The organism is Aeromicrobium sp. Leaf350, from assembly GCF_916858655.1.
Classification (GTDB): domain Bacteria; phylum Actinomycetota; class Actinomycetes; order Propionibacteriales; family Nocardioidaceae; genus Aeromicrobium.
Window position 1 is genome coordinate 1,096,253 of record NZ_CAKASL010000001.1, and the last position, 16,449, is coordinate 1,112,701.

Below are 16,449 nucleotides of genomic sequence, written 5' to 3' on the forward strand. Positions count from 1 at the left end.
TCAGCGGCCCATCTGCTCCCAGGTCGCGTCGATGCCCGACCTCACGTCGACCTCGAGCACGCCCGCCACGTCGGGGCTCGAGATCTCCCGGGCCACGTACCGTGCGACGAACTTCTTGACCTCGGCGTCGACGCCGGCGGCCTTGCGCACGACGCTCGCCCGCAGGCCGTCGGCCTTGAGGTCCATGCGGATGTCGCGGGCCGACGGCGGCGTCACGTCGATCACGATGCGCAGGTCGTCGGTCGCCCGCGCGTGCACCGTGATGGGCACCACGAGGTCGCCGTGGAAGTGGTGCTTGTCGACCTGGAGGTCGAGCTCGAAGTCCAGGTGGACGGGCAGCATGACGGCGTAGACGACCTCGTCGTTCGCGACCGACCGCACCACCGGCTCCCCCACGTCGCCGTGGGCCGTGACCTGCGCGACCCGGCCGGGACCGACGCCGATCGGTCCGAGCTCCATGGGCCTGCCGGCGACCTGGCCGATCGCGGCGAGGATGCGGTCCTCGGTCACGGCGGCGCGGAAGAACGCCTCACCGAACTCGGCGTACGAGCAGAACGGCGTGGGTGTGACCTCCGTCATGTCGCGACAGTAGCCCAGCGATCAGTCGTGCGGGGCCGCTTCCGGGGCCTCGAGCGCCGGGCGGGTCGTCGGCGGACGACGACGCGACCCCGGGATGCGCGTCGCGAGCGAGCTCAGCGGCTCGACGGCGTTGTTGAGCACCGCGACCGCCTGGTTGAGGGTCGGGATCGCGGCGCCGAGCATGTCCACGCGCGGCACGAGGGCCTCGAAGGTCTCCCCCAGCTCGACCAGACGGTCGAGCGTGCCACCCGGACGCAGGAGCGTCTCGAGGATGCCCTGGTCGGCGAGCAGCTGCTCCAGCAGGCCGCCCTCCGCCAGGATGCGGTCGAGGGGGCCACCCTCCTCGAGCAGGCGGTCGAGCGCGCCGTCCTCCTCGACGATGCGCTCCAGCGGACCGTCCGGCGCGAGCAGCCGGTCGAGCGGGCCGCCGGGGGCCAGGAACCGGTACAGGGCACCGTCCTCGGCCAGCGCGCGGTCGAGCGGGCCGCCGGCCTCGAGCAGGCGGATGAACGGGCCGTCCTCCGACGCCATCCGGTCGAGCAGACCGTCACGGGCCAGCGCCTTGCCGATCGGACGGTCGTCGGCCGTGAGCTCGGCCAGCGTGTACGCCAGCCCGACGGGTCCGTGCTCGTCCTCCATGATCCGGCTGATGCGGTCGAGCAGACCGCCCTCGGAGAGGATCTTCGACAGCTGGGTGGCGTACCCGCCGTCGCGGAGCAGCGGCCCCTGCGGCGACACGAAGTAGCCGAGCGCGAGCGTGGTCTGGGTCGCGGCGACGGTGACCCGCACCGGGAGCACGGCGAGCTGGCGGAGGTCCATGGCCGTCAGCGTAGGGCGGCCGGCGGGCCGTGTCACTCGGTGTGACGACGCAGCTCGAGCGCGAGCGTCAGAGCGAGCCCGCGAGGGCCCCGATCAGCGCGAACAGGGCCACGACCATCGAGATCGGGACGAGCCACAGGGCGGCGATCGTGAGCGAGATCGACCAGCCGATGCGCGGTGGCGCGAAGTTGCGGGCACGCCGCAGGTCCTCGACGCCCTCGATCCAGCGGGCCGGCATCGTCACGCCGCGCCACGCGCCCCGCAGCCGGGAGAACACGCGCGACCCGCCGCCGCCGGCGATCTGCTGGAGGATCCCGCGGGTCTCGTCGGCCCGGTCGCTCATCTCGACCATGATGCCGAGCTCGGTGGCCAGGGCGACCGGGTCGTCGACGGCCTTGACGACCTGGTGGCGGCGCCATCCGAAGGCTGCGGCGACGGCTGCCATGGCGACGGCGACGACGAGGCCGACGACGCGGAACGCACCGTCGGCGGCGATCGCGACGATCGCGGTGACGACGATGAACGGCAGCGGGAAGGCGAAGAGGATCGCGGTGGGGATGCGCAGCACGCGCACGGCCACGACCAGCAGCTGGGCAGCGCGCTCGGCGGCCTGCCCCGTGCTCGTGTCGATCCGGGACGTCACGCGTCCCGCAGCCTCGTTGGTCCTACGACCCCAACCTCGTGCGCGCTCACCCACGGCACCAGCCTACGGATGCGGCGGAAGCAGGAGTACCGTCGCGCCGTGGCGGTGACCCTCGCGCTGATCTCGGCGCTGACGTACGGCGTGAGCGACTTCCTCGGCGGGATCTTCTCGCGGCGGGCCAGCGCCTGGCAGATCTCGGTCTGCGGCCAGTCGTCCGCGGCCGTCGTCACCTGGGTCGCGGCGCTCCTGCTGGCGGGCGACCCCACGCGGGACGACCTCCTGCTCGGAGCCCTCGCCGGCGTGGGCTCGGGCTTCGGCATCGTCTTCCTCTACCGCGGCCTCGCGCACGGTCGGATGGGCGTCGTGGCCCCCGTCTCCGCGGTGGGCTCGGCGCTCGTCCCCCTGGCGGTCGGGCTGGCGCAGGGCGACCGGCCGTCGGCCCTCGCGGTGTTCGGCGTCGTGTGCGCGTTCCCGGCGATCTGGCTCGTGGCTCGGCCCCCCGAGGAGTCCGACGGCCCGCTGACCGACGACGACGCCGCGACGCCCTCCTCCAGCGGCCTGGTCGACGGCGTGCTGGCGGGGCTCGGTTTCGGCCTGCTGTTCGCCGCGCTCGGCCAGGTGCCCGACTCGGCCGGCTTCGTGCCGCTCGCGATCGCCAACTCGACGGCGATCCTCGCGGTCATCACCGTCGCCGTGACCCTGCGGGAGGCCTGGGTCCCGCGCACCAGGGCCGCCGCCCGCGGTCTGCTGCTCGGGCCGCTGAGCTTCATCGCCTCGGGCACGTTCCTGCTGGCCACGCACCACGGGCTGCTGTCGATCGTGTCGGTCATCGCCGCGCTCTACCCCGCTTCGACGGTGCTGCTGGCGTGGCTCGTGCTGAGCGAGCGCATCGGGCGGGGCCAGGCGGTGGGCCTCGGGGCCGCGGCCGTCGCCGTGTCCCTCGTCGCTCTCGGTTAGGTTCGATCCGTGCGCATCGCCACCTGGAACGTGAACTCCATCCGCAGCCGCATCGACCGCGTGGTCGGCTTCCTGGAGCGGCACGACGTCGACGTGCTCGCGATCCAGGAGACCAAGTGCCGTGAGGACCAGTTCCCCGGTCTCGAGCTCAGTGCCCTCGGCTACGAGGTGGCGCACTTCGGCCTGAACCAGTGGAACGGCGTCGCGCTGATCTCCCGCGTGGGGCTGGAGGACGTGCAGCGCCAGTTCGCCGACGACCAGCCGCAGTTCGCCGACGTGCTCGAGCCGCGCGCGATCGGGGCCACGTGCGGCGGCGTGCAGGTGTGGAGCCTGTACGTGCCGAACGGGCGCGAGCTCGACCACGAGCACTACACGTACAAGCTGGCCTGGCTCGAGCGGCTGCGCCAGCAGGGCGAGGCGTGGCTCGCGGCGGACCCTGACGCCCAGATCGCGCTCACGGGCGACTGGAACATCGCGCCGGAGGACGACGACGTCTGGGACATGGCGGTCTTCGAGAACCACACCCACGTCTCCGAGCCGGAACGCGCCGCGTTCCGCGCGATGGTCGAGACGGGCTTCACCGACGTCGTCCGCCCCCACACCCCGGGCCCCGGCGTCTACACGTTCTGGGACTACCAGCAGCTGCGCTTCCCGAAGCGCCAAGGCATGCGCATCGACTTCCAGCTCTGCTCCCCCGCCCTCGCGGCCCGCGTCAGCGGCGCGTGGATCGACCGCGAGGAGCGCAAGGGCAAGGGCGCCAGCGACCACGCCCCGGTCGTCATCGACCTGGACTGAGGGTTTCGGCACCTGACCGCCGTCGGTGGTGACGGACAAGCAGGCATGGACCACCCAGCGGGGTGCGGATCCGGTCAGCCGACCGCCCGCCTCCAGATGTGTGCACTTACCGACCCTGTCGAGGTCGAACACGGTCGGTTGGCGCACACATCGTGCGGGGGCTCACCAGGTGGGGCGGAGGGGGAACCCGCTCGTGCCGTCCTCGTGGGGCTTGACGGCCAGGATGTGGTGGAGCTCGATCTCGTCCTCCTCGAAGGCCAGGCGGGAGCCGGCCATGTAGAGGCCCCAGACCTTCGCGGTGCCGAGCGAGACCTCGCCGAGCACCTCGTCCCAGTTCTCGACAAGGTTGCGGTTCCAGTCACGCAGGGTCAGCGCGTAGTGCTCGCGGATGTTCTCGCTGTGGCGCACCTCGAGGCCGGCGTCGTGCGCCTCCGAGACGATGCGCCCCACGCCCGTGAGCTCGCCGTCGGGGAACACGTAGCGGTCGATGAAGGCGCCGGCGCTCGCGGGCGAGGTGTTGTTGTCGCGCGTGATGCAGTGGTTGAGCAGGCGTCCGCCGGGCTTGAGCTTGCCCTCGATGAACGAGAAGTACGAGCCGTAGTTCTTGACGCCGATGTGCTCGGTGAGGCCGATCGAGCTGATCGCGTCGAAGTCGCCCTCGGTCACGTCGCGGTAGTCGAGGAACCGCACCTCGGCACGGTCGTCGAGGCGCTGCTCCTTGATGGCCTGCTGCGCCCACACGGCCTGCTGCTCCGAGAGCGTGACGCCCAGCGCCTGCACGCCGTAGTGCTCCGCGGCGTGGCGCACCATGCCGCCCCACCCGCAGCCGAGGTCGAGCAGGCGCTGCCCGGGCTTGAGGTCGAGCTTGCGGCAGATCAAGTCGAACTTCTCGGCCTGCGCCTGCTCGAGCGTCGCGTCGAGGTCGGGGAACACGGCGCACGTGTACGCCATCGACGGACCGAGCACGAGCTCGTAGAACCGGTTCGAGACGTCGTAGTGGTGGTGGATCGCCTCGGCGTCGCGCTGGCGGCTGTGCCGCCAGCCCTCGAACGCCCGCCGGGCGCGCGAGAGGTGCTCCTCCGGCGGCGGCGTGGGGGCGATGAGGTTCGCCAGACCCAGGCTGCGCAGCACCTTCACCAGCTCGCCCGGCGGCGGCAGCTTGAACGTCAGCCGGCTGCGGAAGTGCCGCATCAGCTCGTACGGGTCGCCCGGGTGGATGCCGTCGATCTCCAGGTCGCCGGAGACGTAGGCGCGGGCGAAGCCCAGGTCGCCCGGGTGCGACATCAGGTAGCGCAGCCCGCGCTCGTTCAGGAGGCGCACGGTGTAGGGCGAGTCCACGTCGCCACCCGCGCTGCCGTCGTAGGCCTCGAACCTGAAGGGCATCCCGTGCCGCATCAGCGTGCCGAGGGCGTCAGAGATCGTCATGAGTTCCTCACTGCCTTGTCGTACAGGGACGTCAGCCGACCGTCGGGGTCGTACTGCGTCCGCAGCTCGTCCATCGTCGCGGTCCCGTAGAGCCGCGCGAAGGTCTCTTCGTCGTAGAAGGCCTCGGAGTACAGGGACTTGTGCCCGCCGAGCCCGTTGACCGCCGTCTCGACCGCCCGGTTCACGCTGCCGGGCTCCGCGTCGGCCGGGACCACCACGGTTCCCCAGAAGCCGGCGTTGACGTAGATCGCGCCGGTCTCGAGCGGGTACGACGACCAGTCGCGGGTCGTGCGCAGCGGGCAGAGCCACACGGGGCGCATGCCGACCTCGGCGTCGAACCAGCTCAGGAACTCGGGCAGGGCCTCGAGCGGCACCTCGATGTCCTGGATCACGCGCTCGCGGCCGGGCACCTTCTTGATCTTGTCGAGGGTCTTGATGATGCCGAGCTTCGTGTCGAGCCCGACGAGCCGGTGGTAGACGTCGCTGCGACGCCAGCGGCGGGGCCACACGCGGCGGATCCACGGGTTCTGCGCGCCGAACGCGCCGGAGCACCAGAACCAGTCGGTGTCCCAGCGCCACAGGTAGTCGAGCATCGACAGCCCGTCGGTCTCCTTCTCCTGGATCGACCGGAAGTAGATGTCCTGGCCCGTGTAGTCGCTGAGGTCGATCGGCGCGTCGGTGAACTCGGCGAGGCTCAGGTAGATCTCGTCGGGGCTGAAGGCCGTGCCGTCGAGCCCGTCGACGCGGCGGCCGTCGTGCTCACCGGTCTCGCCGATGTCGTGGATGGCCTTCACGGCGTCGTCGGCCGAGTCGAACCGCACGTGGCGGAGCGACACGCGCTCCGGCACGCGCTCGAGCTTGATCCGCAGGCGCGTGGCGTAGCCGAGGCTGCCGTAGGAGTTGGGGAACGCGGTGAACAGGTCGGCGTGCTCGCCCTCCGGCCCGATCGTGAGGATCTCGCCCGAGCCCGTGAGCACGTCCATCTCCAGCACCGACTCGTGCGGCAGGCCGTTGCGGAACGAGGTCGACTCGATGCCCAGGCCCGTGACGGCTCCGCCGAGCGTGATGGTGCGCAGCTGCGGCACGACGTAGGGGATCAGGCCGTGCGGGAGCGTCGCGGCGACGAGGTCCTCGTAGGTGCACATCCCCTGGACGTCGGCGGTGGCCGCGTGGGCGTCGATCGCGATGACGCCGTCGAGGCCGGAGACGTCGAGGCCGGGCCCGACCGACGAGGAGCGCGGGCGGAAGAGGTTCGAGGTGCGCTTCGCGAGGCGGACCGGGGATCCCGGAGCGATCGCGGCGTAGGAGTCACGGAGTCGGGTCACGGCCTCGGCGTGCTGCTCCCAGTCCTTCACCACCCCAGATTATGACGTCGTGTCACCGGAGCAACAGGGTGTCGTTGCACACAGCAACGAATTTCGCTCTCAGCGCAACCCGGGGGCGCCGCAAGGACCCGGTTCGAGAGCTCAGGCGAGGTGCCAGACGAGCGCCTCGCCTGCCCCGTGCAGCACGAGCGGCCCGTCGGCGGCCGAGGTCCGGAGCTCGTCACCGGCCCGCAGCACGTCGTCGCCGATCGCGATCTCCCCGCGTGTGACGTGCACGAGCACCTTCGCGTCGACGTCGACCTGCACCGGGTCCGCCGGCCGCACGACCTCGAGCCAGGCCGAGGCGCGGACCGCCACGGCCGGAAAGCGACCCGGGCCCTCCGGCACGTCGACCGTGGCGTACTCGGGCGCGGCCTCGTGCTCCGAGCGCAGCATCATCTGCACGAAGACGAGCGGCTCGGTCTGCGAGGCGTTGCGCTCCGCGTGCTGAGCACCCTCCCCCGCACTCAGGCGCTGGGTCGTGCCCGGGCGGATCACGCCGCCGTGCCCCGTGGAGTCGCGATGCTCCAGCTCCCCCTCGAGCACCCAGGTGACGATCTCGACGTCCTCGTGGCGGTGTGCGTCGTAGCCGGCGCCGGGCTCGATCGTCTCGGTGTTGATCGCGACGAGGGAGCCGAAGGCCACGTTCGTGGGGTCGTAGTGCGCGCCGTAGCTGAACGAGTGGCGGGTCGACGTGCCCTCGCCGACGGTCAGGTACCGGTCGTCGGCCCTGCGCAGCATCGGCGGCACCGGGGCTGGCCCCTGGAGATCAGGCATAGCCGAGGTCGTGCAGTCGGTCGTCGTCGATGCCGAAGTGGTGGGCGATCTCGTGCACCACGGTGATGTGGACCTCCTCGACGACGTCCTGCTCCGTCTCGCAGATCGCGAGCGTCGGACGACGGAAGATCAGGATGCGGTCGGGCAGCACCCCGCCGTAGGTCGTGTCTCGCTCGGTCAGCGCCACACCGTCGTAGAGACCGAGCAGGTCGGGCTCCTCCGCGGGGGCGTCGTCCTCCACGAACAGCGCCACGTTGTCGAGCAGGCTCGCAAGCTCCGGCGGCAGCGTGGCGAGCGCGGCCTCGGCCAGCTCCACGAAGCGGTCCTCGTCGACCTCGATCACGCCGCCATCCTGCCAGCCGCACCCGCGTCGCGGTCGACCCCGCTCCCTGTGCCGGATCACCCCGGCTTCCCTAGAATTCGGAGGTGAGCCCGAGGAGTCCCCTTGCCGCGGCCAGCCCTGAGCTGCGCGCCGCGTACGACCTCGTGGACTGGTCGCGCACGAGCCTGGGGCCCGTCGAGACCTGGAGCCGCTCCCTGGTCGACACCGTCGACCTGATGATGCACAGCCGCTTTCCCATGACGTTGCTCTGGGGACCTGACTTCGCGCTCGTCTACAACGACGCCTACGTCGAGCTGATCGGCGAGAAGCACCCCTCCGCGCTCGGCGGGGCGGCGCGCGAGGTGTTCGGCGAGGCCTGGGAGCAGATCGGCCCGTGGATGGAGGCCGTGGCGAGCACGGGCGAGGCGAAGCTGGTCGAGGAGGCCCTCGTGCCGCTGGAGCGCCACGGCTTCCTCGAGGAGTGCTACTTCACGTTCTCGTACTCGGCCGTCCGCGGGCCGGAGGGCGACATCGAGGGCGTGCTCGACGTCGCGACGGACACGACGCGGGCCGTGCTGGGCCGGCGGCGCCTCGAGTCCCTCGGCCGCCTGGCGGACTCGTTGGCCGGTGTCGGGTCACTCGACGACCTGCGCCGCCGCACGCTGCGGTCGCTCCATGCCTTCGGCGCCGACTTCTCCGTCGTGGAGCTGCAGCTCGCCGGCGAGATCGACGAGCAGTGGTCGTCGGAGGTGCACGGCCCGTCCCCGCGTGAGCTGCTGGCCGGGGAGGTCGTGGTGGAGACGTCGTCGGACGGCCTGCGCACCGCATGGGTCGCCCTGGAGTCCGATCGCGACGACATCGCGGTGTCCACGCTCATGGCCGAGCTGAACCCGCACGTCCCGCTCGACGACGACCTGCACGACTTCATCCGCTTGGCCGGTTCCGTCGTCGGACGCGCCCTCAGCCGCACCCGCGCCGGTGCGGTGGAGCGTGCCCACCTCGACCAGGAGCGCCGCCTGAGCGAGACGCTGCAGCGCAGTCTTCTCAGCAGCCCGGTGCAGCAGCCGGGGCTCCAGGTCGCGGTGCGCTACCTCCCGGCCGCCGAGGAGGCCCAGGTCGGCGGCGACTGGTACGACGCGTTCGAGCTGCCCGGCGGAGACCTCTGCCTCGCGATCGGCGACGTCACGGGGCACGACCGCGAGGCGGCGGCCGGCATGGCCCAGCTGCGCAACATGCTCCGCGGGGTCGCGGTGACGATCGGCGACGCTCCGGCGGCGGTGCTGGGCTCGGTCGACCGGGCCGTGCAGCAGCTCGAGATGGACGTGCTCGCGACCGCCGTCGCGGCGCGGGTCGGCCGGCGCGACGACGGGTCCGCCGCGCTCTCCTGGTCGAGCGCGGGTCACCCGCCGCCGTTCGTGATCACGCCGGACGGCACCGCACGCATCCTCGAGGGGAAGCCCGATCCCCTGATCGGCATCGGTGAGTGGGACAGGGTCGACCACCACGAGTCGCTCGCACCCGGCTCGATCGCCGTGCTGTTCACCGACGGCCTGGTGGAGCGCCGCGGGGCCTCGATCGACGACGGCTTCACCTGGCTCGAGGAGGTCCTGACGGGCCGGCAGCACCTCGATCCCGAGGCCCTCTGCGACGAGCTGATCGCTCACGTGCCGCCCGGCATCGAGGACGACGTCGCGCTGCTCGTCCTGCGGGTCGGGAGCGTCCCCGCTCCGTAGTGGTTCCTCCCAGCCGGGGTTGTCCACCGTTCTCCACAGGGTCCTGGTGGGCCGGGGCTGCTGTCGGTGGGGGCGGGTTGGCTGGTCTCATGTTCGAGGACCTGGCACCTGAGGGCGTACTTGCTGCTGTGGCGGGTGCGGACTATCGCGTGGTGGATCCGATCGACGTGATGGGCGCCAAGCATGTCGATGCGATCGTGGCGTTGGAGCGGCTGATCCGGGTCGCGCAGGCGCGTCTGGTCGAGCAGGTCGCCGACTTCTACGAGCTGCGTCTGGCCACGCATGCGGGTGATCGTGACCTGGCGCTGACCGTGGCGGCCGAGACCGCGATGGCCCGGGGTCAGTCACCGACCGCGGGCCGCAACCTGCTGGAGCTCGCGATGGGCCTGCGGCCGATGCCGATCCTGCGCACCGCGTTCGGTGAAGGGGTGGTGTCCGAGCCGGTCGTGCGGGCGATCGTGCGGGTCGTGCGCACCCTCGACCCGGCCACCATCACCCTCATCGACGCCGCCCTCGCCGGAGCCCTCGCCGGTCTGACGCCGGCGCAGGCGGCGGACCTGGTGCGCGAGCTGGTCGTCAGTCATGACGTCGAGGCCGCCGCAGAACGCGAGCGCAGGGCCCGCGCCGACCAGTTCGTGTCGTACTGGGCCGAGCCCGACGGGGTCGGCACCCTCATCGTCCACGGGCCCGCCGAACAGCTCGTCGGCATCCGTCAGAGCCTGCAGGCCCACGCCGACCGACTCCGCGCCCGCGGCGACGACCGCGATCGTGGCCAGATCATGGTCAACACCCTGTTCGAACGGGTCACCGGCGTCGAGACCGTCGCCGGACCCGACATCGACCTGTCCATCGTGCTGCCCATCGAAGCCCTCAAAGGCGAAGCCGCGGCCGCCAAGGACCACATCGGCACGACCGGCTGGTCACCACAGGCCGAGCCGAAGGCGAGGCAGGCGCCCGGGCGTAGCCCGGCACCGGCGAGGAACGAGCCGGGGAGACGGCGACGAAGGAGCCGTGCGCCCCACAAGTGCCGCCAACCCGGATGTTCTTGCCGGATCCGCGAGATCGACCACATCCGACCCCACCGCAACGGCGGACCCACCACCGAAGCCAACGGCCAAGGACTGTGTCGAATGTCCAACCTCGTCAAAGAACTACCCGGCTGGTCCGTCCACGCCGGATCTCACGGCGAGGTCACGTGGACCACCCCCACCCAGCACACCTACACCTCCCCACCACCCCGCCCCCACCGGCGGACGTGATCGGCCCTGCTGACCCTCCGGTCCGCCGGCGGATATGCTGACCCGGCGTCACGCCCCGTTCGTTTAGTGGCCTAGGACACCGCCCTTTCAAGGCGGCAGCGCGGGTTCGAATCCCGTACGGGGTACCAGGGCTGGCGGTCTCGCACGCAGCACGCGAGGCCGTGGCATCGAGCGCCAGCCACCGCGCCGGAGCACCCGATCACGACTCGAGGAGTCCCCATGTCCGAGAACGTCGAGCTGGCCATCAGTGACGGCATCGCCCACCTGACCCTGAACCGTCCGGAGTCGGCGAACTCCTTCGACCTGCCGACCGCCACCGCCTTTGCCGCTGCTGTCGACCAGATCGCGGCGTCGTCAGACGTGCGGGTCGTCGTCCTGAGCGGTGCCGGCAAGCGGTTCTGCGCGGGCGGCGACGTGGCGAGCTTCCAGGCCGCCGACGACCCGCAGGCCTACATCCGCGAGCTGGCGGACGTGCTCGACGGGGCCATGCAGCGGTTCGCCGCACTCCCCGTCGTGACGGTGGTGGCCGTGCAGGGCGCGGCAGCGGGCGCGGGCCTGAGCGTCATGCTCGGGGCGGACGTCATCGTCGCGGGCCGTTCCACGAAGTTCGTCACCGCCTACGCCGGCATCGGGCTGACCCCGGACATCGGCCTCTCGTGGCTGCTCCCCCGGGCGGTCGGGCAGGTCCGGGCCCTCGACCTGCTCGTCAACGGCCGCGTGCTCGACGCACCGACCGCCCTCGACTGGGGCCTCGTCACCGAGGTCGTCGACGAGGACCCCCTCACCCGGGCGCGGGAGATCGCCGCGACGGTCGCCGGCAGCGCCTCCGCGGCGCTCGGCGAGGCGCGACGACTGGTCCGCACCTCGTGGTCGGTCTCCCGGAGCGAGGCCGGCGACGAGGAGGGCCGCACGATCGCCGAGCGCGTGGGCACCGACGAGGCCCAGCAGCTCATCACCGCGTTCGTCGAGCGCGGCCGCTGACCGACGGCACGTCCCCACCGCCAGCGTTCGGGGACAGGCTTCAGGTCAGGTCGCGCTCGAGGGCGTCACGCACCAGAGGTGCCACCGCGTCCGCGGGAGCGTCATGACCGTGACCTTCGACCAGCACCAGGTGGGCGCCCGGGACGGCCTCGACGACCTGGCGGGCGACCTCGACGAAGAACGGCGCACCGGCGGTCCCCGCGAGCACGGTCGTGGGCACCGCGACCGACCTGAGGCTCGCCAGGGGGGCCAGACCGCCCTGCGCGTCACCCATGGCGGCGCTGTCGTACGCGAGCGTGGGCGCCACCGACGCGAGATGGCGACCGGTCTCGGCGGCCTGCTCCGGAGGCACTCCCACGCCGGAGAGGAACTGCGCGACGGCCTCGGCGTCCCGCCCGGCACGCAGCAGCGCGAGAAGGCCCGCCCTGTAGTGCTGCGAGTCGAGGACCTGTGACTCGTCGAGGTTGTACGGCGCGTCGTGGACCACGAGCTGCGTGATCGGCAGACCCGCGAGCACGCACCGGATCGCGAGTCCGGCACCGGAGGAGTGCCCGTAGACGGCCGCAGGACCCGTCGCCGCGAGGATGGCCGCGACGTCCTCCAGCTCCCGCTCCACGGACCACGGGTCACCGCTGTCGTCGGTGCTGTCGCCTCGTCCGCGCCGGTCCACGTTCACGACGCGGTGCGACGCGGCCAGCAGGTCGGCCAAGGGCCGCGTGACGCCGCGCGTGCACAACGCACCCGGCAGCAGGACGACAGGAGATCCCTCGCCCAGCTCGTCGAAGGAGATGACGGATCCGTCGGCTGAGGTCACGGTGCCCATGGCGTCATCGTAGGTACGTCTCCGGGCGCGAACCTGAGAACGTCCCCAGTCACCCGGCGGTCCGAGCACTCCCGTGTCACGGTGAGGAGCCCGCTTCCCCGATGAACAGGACGTCCCATGCCCGTCTCCGTGACCGACTTCAGCCACGTGCGCCTCACCGTGAGCGACATCGAGGTCTCGCGCGCCTTCTACGACGCGGTGTTCGGCTTCGACGTGGCCTTCGAGCTGCCGGAGAACCCTGACGAGCAGACCAAGGAGGAGCTCTCCTTCCTCTTCGGCGGCGTGATCTACTCCTTCGCCGGCGGCCTGCTGGGGCTGCGCCCGGTCGCTCCGGGACACGACACCTTCGACGAGGACCGCACGGGGCTCGACCACGTCAGCTTCGCCGTTCCCGACCGCGCCGCCCTCGAGCAGGCCGTGGCCGTGCTCGACGAGCTGGGCGTCGCCCACGAGGACATCAAGGACGTCGGCCCCATGTCGATCCTGGAGTTCCGCGACCCCGACAACATCGCGCTCGAGCTGACCGCCAGCTGAGCCGCCCGCCGCGTCAGCCCATCAGCGCGGCGCCCGCCATCCGCTCCAGCAGCGTGGCCATCTCGGTCGTGTCGAGGCGGGCGCTGTGCGGCGTCGAGTTGATGAGCCCGAAGACCGCGTGGGCCGACGACCGCGCATGGGCGGCATCCGTGCCCGTGGCGGCCTGGATCGCCGCCGTCCAGATCTCGACGTAGCGGCGCTGCAGCCGTCGCACGGTGGCGCGGTCGTCGACTCCGAGACTGGCGAGGTCGCGGAACTGCACCGTGATGAGTGCGGGCTCCGTCAACGCGAACTCGACGTGCCAGCGGATCAGCGCGGCCAGCTCGGCGCGAGGACCCTCCGGCCGCGCCTCCTCGGCGCGTCGGCGACCCTCGGCGAGCAGGCGCTCGGAGATGTCGACCAGCATCGCCCCGAGCAGGGCCTCCTTGCCCGCGAAGTGCTTGTAGAGCGCGGGTCCCGACGTGCCGACGGCCTCGCCGATCTCGTGCATCGAGACCCCGTGGAAACCTCGTTCGGCAAACAGCCCGGCGGCCACCTCGACGATCTGCCGGCGGCGGCCTCCCACCAGCGGGACTCGCGTCGATTCGGTCACGGCAGGGTTCCTCGGTCAGTTGCCAGGTCGGTTAATGCGGGTTAACCTACAGGAGTTAACGACCGTTAACCACCCCTGATCCCGGGAGCGCCATGCTGGACCTGAGTCGTGAGCACGGGGCCTTCCGTGCCGTCGTGCGTGACTTCGCCGAGAAGGAGATCGCGCCGAACGTCGCGCAGTGGGACCACGACCACCAGTACCCCGTGGAGATCGTGCACGCGATGGGCGACCTCGGCCTGATGGGCCTGACGTCCCCGGAGTCGCTCGGTGGCGCGGGCGACGACGGCGACTTCGTGTCGCTGTGCCTGGCGATCGAGGAGATCGGCCGGGTCGACCAGTCCCTGGGCGTCACCCTCGAGGCCGCGGTCGGGCTCGGGATCAACCCGATCCTCACGTTCGGCACGCCCGAGCAGCAGGAGCGCTGGCTCCCCGACCTGGTCGCCGGCCGCGCCCTGGCCGGCTTCGGCCTGACCGAGCCCGGCGCCGGGTCCGACGCGGGCGCCACACGCACGCGCGCCGAGCTCGACGGCGACGAGTGGGTCGTCAACGGCGCCAAGCAGTTCATCACCAACTCCGGCTCCCCCATCACCTCGCTCGTGACCGTCACCGCACGCACGGGCCAGCGCGAGAACGGCTCCGCCGAGATCTCGACCGTCGTCATCCCCGCCGGCACGCCCGGCTTCCTCGTCGAGCCCTCCTACGACAAGCTCGGCTGGCACATGGTGGACACGCATCCGCTCTCCTTCACCGACTGCCGTGTGCCGCAGGACCACCTGCTCGGCGAGCGCGGCCGCGGCTACGCGCAGTTCCTCAGCACCCTCGACGACGGCCGCGTCGCGATCGCCGCGCTCGCGGTCGGCCTGCTGCAGGCCTGCGTCGACCTGTCGGTCGAGTACGCCGGCCAGCGCCAGACCTTCGGCGGACCCATCGGACGCAAGCAGGGCGTGGCCTTCCAGATCGCCGACGTCGAGGTCATGCTCCAGGCGTCCCGCCTGCTGACCTACCGGGCCGCGGCGATGAAGGACGCGATGACCCGAGGCGCCTCCGGCGCTCCGACGGCGGCCGAGTTCAAGCACGCCGCCTCGATCGCGAAGCTCTACGCCACCGAGTCGGCCGTGACCGCGACCCGCATCGCGACGCAGGTCTTCGGCGGCTACGGCTTCATGGAGGAGTACCCCGTGGCGCGCTTCTACCGCGACGCCAAGATCCTCGAGATCGGCGAGGGCACGAGCGAGGTCCAGCGCATGCTGATCGCCCGCGGCCTCGGCCTTCCGGTCGAGTGATCCGATGACGAGCCTCGCGGACCACACCGCCCAGCTGCACGCGCACCTGGCCCGCGTGCGCGACGGGCGCGCCGGTGGCAGCGAGTCGGCCCGCGCCCGGCACACCGACCAGGGCAAGCTGCTCGTGCGCGACCGCGTCGACCGACTGCTCGACCCGGGCAGCCCCTTCCTCGAGCTCAGCCCTCTGGCCGCGCACGGCCTGTACGGCGAGGACGGCGACGACTTCGCCGTGCCGAGCGCGGGCATCGTGACCGGCATCGGTCGCGTCTCCGGTCGCGAGGTCATGGTCATCGCGAACGACGCCACCGTGAAGGGCGGCACGTACTTCCCGCTGACGGTCAAGAAGCACCTGCGCGCCCAGATGATCGCCGCGCAGAACCGCCTGCCCTGCATCGCCCTGGTCGACAGCGGCGGCGCGTTCCTGCCGCTGCAGGACGAGGTGTTCCCCGACCGGGAGCACTTCGGGCGCATCTTCTTCAACCAGGCGCAGATGTCGGCCCAGGGCGTGCCGCAGATCGCGGCCGTGATGGGCTCCTGCACCGCAGGCGGCGCCTACGTCCCGGCGATGTCGGACGAGACCGTGATCGTCAAGGACCAGGGGACGATCTTCCTCGGCGGACCGCCCCTCGTGAAGGCCGCGACCGGCGAGGTCGTGACGGCCGAGGAGCTCGGCGGCGGCGACGTGCACGCCCGCACCTCCGGCGTGGTCGACCACCTCGCGAACGACGACGCCCACGCGCTCGACATCGTGCGCGGCATCGTCGGCACGTTCGAGCGGCCCACGGCGGGCTCGCTCGTCGCGGCACCGGCCGAGGACCCGCTCGTGGACGCCTCGGACCTGTCGGACGTCGTGCCCGCCGACGCCCGCACGCCGTACGACGTGCGCGACGTGATCCGCCGCGTCGTCGACGGCTCCCGCTTCCAGGAGTTCAAGCAGCTCTACGGCGAGACGCTCGTGTGCGGCTTCGCGCGCATCCACGGCTTCCCGGTCGGCATCGTCGCGAACAACGGCATCCTCTTCAGCGAGTCAGCGCTCAAGGGTGCGCACTTCATCGAGCTGTGCAACCAGCGCGGCGTCCCCCTGGTGTTCCTGCAGAACGTCACGGGGTTCATGGTCGGACGCGAGTACGAGAACCGCGGCATCGCCAAGGACGGCGCGAAGCTCGTGACGGCCGTCGCCTGCTCGGTCGTGCCGAAGTTCACCGTCGTGATCGGCGGCTCGTTCGGGGCCGGCAACTACGGCATGTGCGGTCGCGCCTACGACCCTCGCTTCCTGTGGATGTGGCCCAACGCGCGCATCTCGGTGATGGGCGGCGAGCAGGCTGCCTCGGTCCTCGCGACGGTGCGCTCGGACCTGGAGACCGACGAGGAGATCGAGGCGTTCAAGGCCCCGATCCGCGAGCAGTACGAGACCCAGGGCTCGGCCTACTACTCCACGGCGCGCCTCTGGGACGACGGCGTGATCGACCCGGCCGACACCCGGCGCGTCCTCGGCCTCGGACTCGCGACGGCGGCCAACGCGCCCGTCCCCCCGCCCTCCTACGGCGTCTTCAGGATGTGACG

General features: G+C 71.6%; 17 protein-coding genes and 1 tRNA gene. 9 read left to right on the forward strand and 9 right to left on the reverse strand.

The genetic code is table 11. The features are described from left to right. The 3 genes from LO931_RS05590 to LO931_RS05600 all read right to left on the reverse strand — a co-directional run bounded on the left by LO931_RS05590 (position 1) and on the right by LO931_RS05600 (position 2,041). Entirely contained in the window at positions 1 to 579 is a 579-nt protein-coding gene (locus LO931_RS05590) for a hypothetical protein (RefSeq protein ID WP_229052294.1), read from the reverse strand. Positions 580 to 600: 21 nt separating this feature from the next. After that, positions 601 to 1,398 carry a hypothetical protein gene (locus tag LO931_RS05595; RefSeq protein ID WP_229052295.1) on the reverse strand — a complete coding sequence of 266 codons (798 nt, stop codon included), beginning with the start codon at positions 1,396 to 1,398 and terminating at the stop codon, positions 601 to 603. A 67-nt stretch (positions 1,399 to 1,465) separates the two neighbouring features. Further along, positions 1,466 to 2,041 carry a hypothetical protein gene (locus LO931_RS05600; protein WP_229052296.1) on the reverse strand — a complete coding sequence of 192 codons (576 nt, stop codon included), beginning with the start codon at positions 2,039 to 2,041 and terminating at the stop codon, positions 1,466 to 1,468. Positions 2,042 to 2,140: 99 nt separating this feature from the next. On the opposite strand from LO931_RS05600, the gene LO931_RS05605 reads away from it, so the two are divergent. Both LO931_RS05605 and LO931_RS05610 read left to right on the forward strand, forming a co-directional pair. Then, entirely contained in the window at positions 2,141 to 2,998 is an 858-nt protein-coding gene (locus tag LO931_RS05605) for an EamA family transporter (RefSeq protein WP_229052297.1), read from the forward strand. Positions 2,999 to 3,007: 9 nt separating this feature from the next. Next, complete coding sequence (locus LO931_RS05610) at positions 3,008 to 3,793, forward strand: exodeoxyribonuclease III (RefSeq protein ID WP_229052298.1); 786 nt, start codon at positions 3,008 to 3,010, stop codon at positions 3,791 to 3,793. Positions 3,794 to 3,955: 162 nt separating this feature from the next. On the opposite strand, the gene LO931_RS05615 is transcribed toward LO931_RS05610, so the two are convergent. The 4 genes from LO931_RS05615 to LO931_RS05630 all read right to left on the reverse strand — a co-directional run bounded on the left by LO931_RS05615 (position 3,956) and on the right by LO931_RS05630 (position 7,702). Continuing rightward, on the reverse strand, positions 3,956 to 5,218 hold the full coding sequence (locus tag LO931_RS05615; RefSeq protein WP_229052299.1) for a class I SAM-dependent methyltransferase: 1,263 nt from the start codon (positions 5,216 to 5,218) through the stop codon (positions 3,956 to 3,958). Next, complete coding sequence (locus tag LO931_RS05620; RefSeq protein WP_229052300.1) at positions 5,215 to 6,573, reverse strand: FAD-binding oxidoreductase; 1,359 nt, start codon at positions 6,571 to 6,573, stop codon at positions 5,215 to 5,217. The genes LO931_RS05615 and LO931_RS05620 overlap by 4 nt, the downstream gene beginning before the upstream one ends. A 111-nt stretch (positions 6,574 to 6,684) precedes the next feature. Continuing rightward, positions 6,685 to 7,359, reverse strand: coding sequence for a pirin family protein (locus LO931_RS05625; RefSeq protein WP_229052301.1), 675 nt, complete (start codon positions 7,357 to 7,359; stop codon positions 6,685 to 6,687). Beyond that, positions 7,352 to 7,702 (reverse strand): metallopeptidase family protein, encoded by a 351-nt coding sequence (locus LO931_RS05630; protein WP_229052302.1) that lies wholly within the window; start codon positions 7,700 to 7,702, stop codon positions 7,352 to 7,354. Before LO931_RS05630 ends, LO931_RS05625 begins: the two co-directional genes overlap by 8 nt. Before the next feature lie 83 nt (positions 7,703 to 7,785). Between LO931_RS05630 and LO931_RS05635 the strand changes: the two genes are divergently transcribed. From LO931_RS05635 to LO931_RS05650, 4 genes are all read left to right on the forward strand, one after another. Further along, positions 7,786 to 9,414 (forward strand): SpoIIE family protein phosphatase, encoded by a 1,629-nt coding sequence (locus tag LO931_RS05635; protein WP_229052303.1) that lies wholly within the window; start codon positions 7,786 to 7,788, stop codon positions 9,412 to 9,414. 152 nt (positions 9,415 to 9,566) lie between these two features. After that, positions 9,567 to 10,673 carry an HNH endonuclease signature motif containing protein gene (locus LO931_RS05640; protein WP_229052304.1) on the forward strand — a complete coding sequence of 369 codons (1,107 nt, stop codon included), beginning with the start codon at positions 9,567 to 9,569 and terminating at the stop codon, positions 10,671 to 10,673. 52 nt (positions 10,674 to 10,725) lie between these two features. After that, a tRNA-Glu gene (locus LO931_RS05645) sits at positions 10,726 to 10,801 on the forward strand. 91 nt (positions 10,802 to 10,892) lie between these two features. After that, positions 10,893 to 11,654 (forward strand): enoyl-CoA hydratase/isomerase family protein, encoded by a 762-nt coding sequence (locus LO931_RS05650; RefSeq protein ID WP_229052305.1) that lies wholly within the window; start codon positions 10,893 to 10,895, stop codon positions 11,652 to 11,654. Positions 11,655 to 11,694: 40 nt separating this feature from the next. On the opposite strand, the gene LO931_RS05655 is transcribed toward LO931_RS05650, so the two are convergent. After that, positions 11,695 to 12,477: an alpha/beta fold hydrolase gene (locus LO931_RS05655; protein WP_229052306.1), complete on the reverse strand. Its 783-nt coding sequence runs from the start codon at positions 12,475 to 12,477 to the stop codon at positions 11,695 to 11,697. A gap of 117 nt (positions 12,478 to 12,594) precedes the next feature. Between LO931_RS05655 and LO931_RS05660 the strand changes: the two genes are divergently transcribed. Beyond that, positions 12,595 to 13,011 (forward strand): VOC family protein, encoded by a 417-nt coding sequence (locus LO931_RS05660; RefSeq protein WP_229052307.1) that lies wholly within the window; start codon positions 12,595 to 12,597, stop codon positions 13,009 to 13,011. Positions 13,012 to 13,024: 13 nt separating this feature from the next. Here LO931_RS05660 and LO931_RS05665 read toward each other — a convergent pair whose 3' ends face one another. Then, positions 13,025 to 13,603 carry a TetR/AcrR family transcriptional regulator gene (locus tag LO931_RS05665; protein ID WP_229052308.1) on the reverse strand — a complete coding sequence of 193 codons (579 nt, stop codon included), beginning with the start codon at positions 13,601 to 13,603 and terminating at the stop codon, positions 13,025 to 13,027. A 92-nt stretch (positions 13,604 to 13,695) separates the two neighbouring features. Between LO931_RS05665 and LO931_RS05670 the strand changes: the two genes are divergently transcribed. Together LO931_RS05670 and LO931_RS05675 are read left to right on the forward strand one after the other, a co-directional pair. After that, a complete protein-coding gene (locus tag LO931_RS05670) occupies positions 13,696 to 14,886 on the forward strand; it encodes an acyl-CoA dehydrogenase family protein (protein ID WP_229052309.1) in 1,191 nt (396 codons plus the stop codon). A gap of 4 nt (positions 14,887 to 14,890) precedes the next feature. Beyond that, positions 14,891 to 16,447: a carboxyl transferase domain-containing protein gene (locus tag LO931_RS05675; RefSeq protein WP_229052310.1), complete on the forward strand. Its 1,557-nt coding sequence runs from the start codon at positions 14,891 to 14,893 to the stop codon at positions 16,445 to 16,447. Positions 16,448 to 16,449 lie beyond the last annotated feature (2 nt).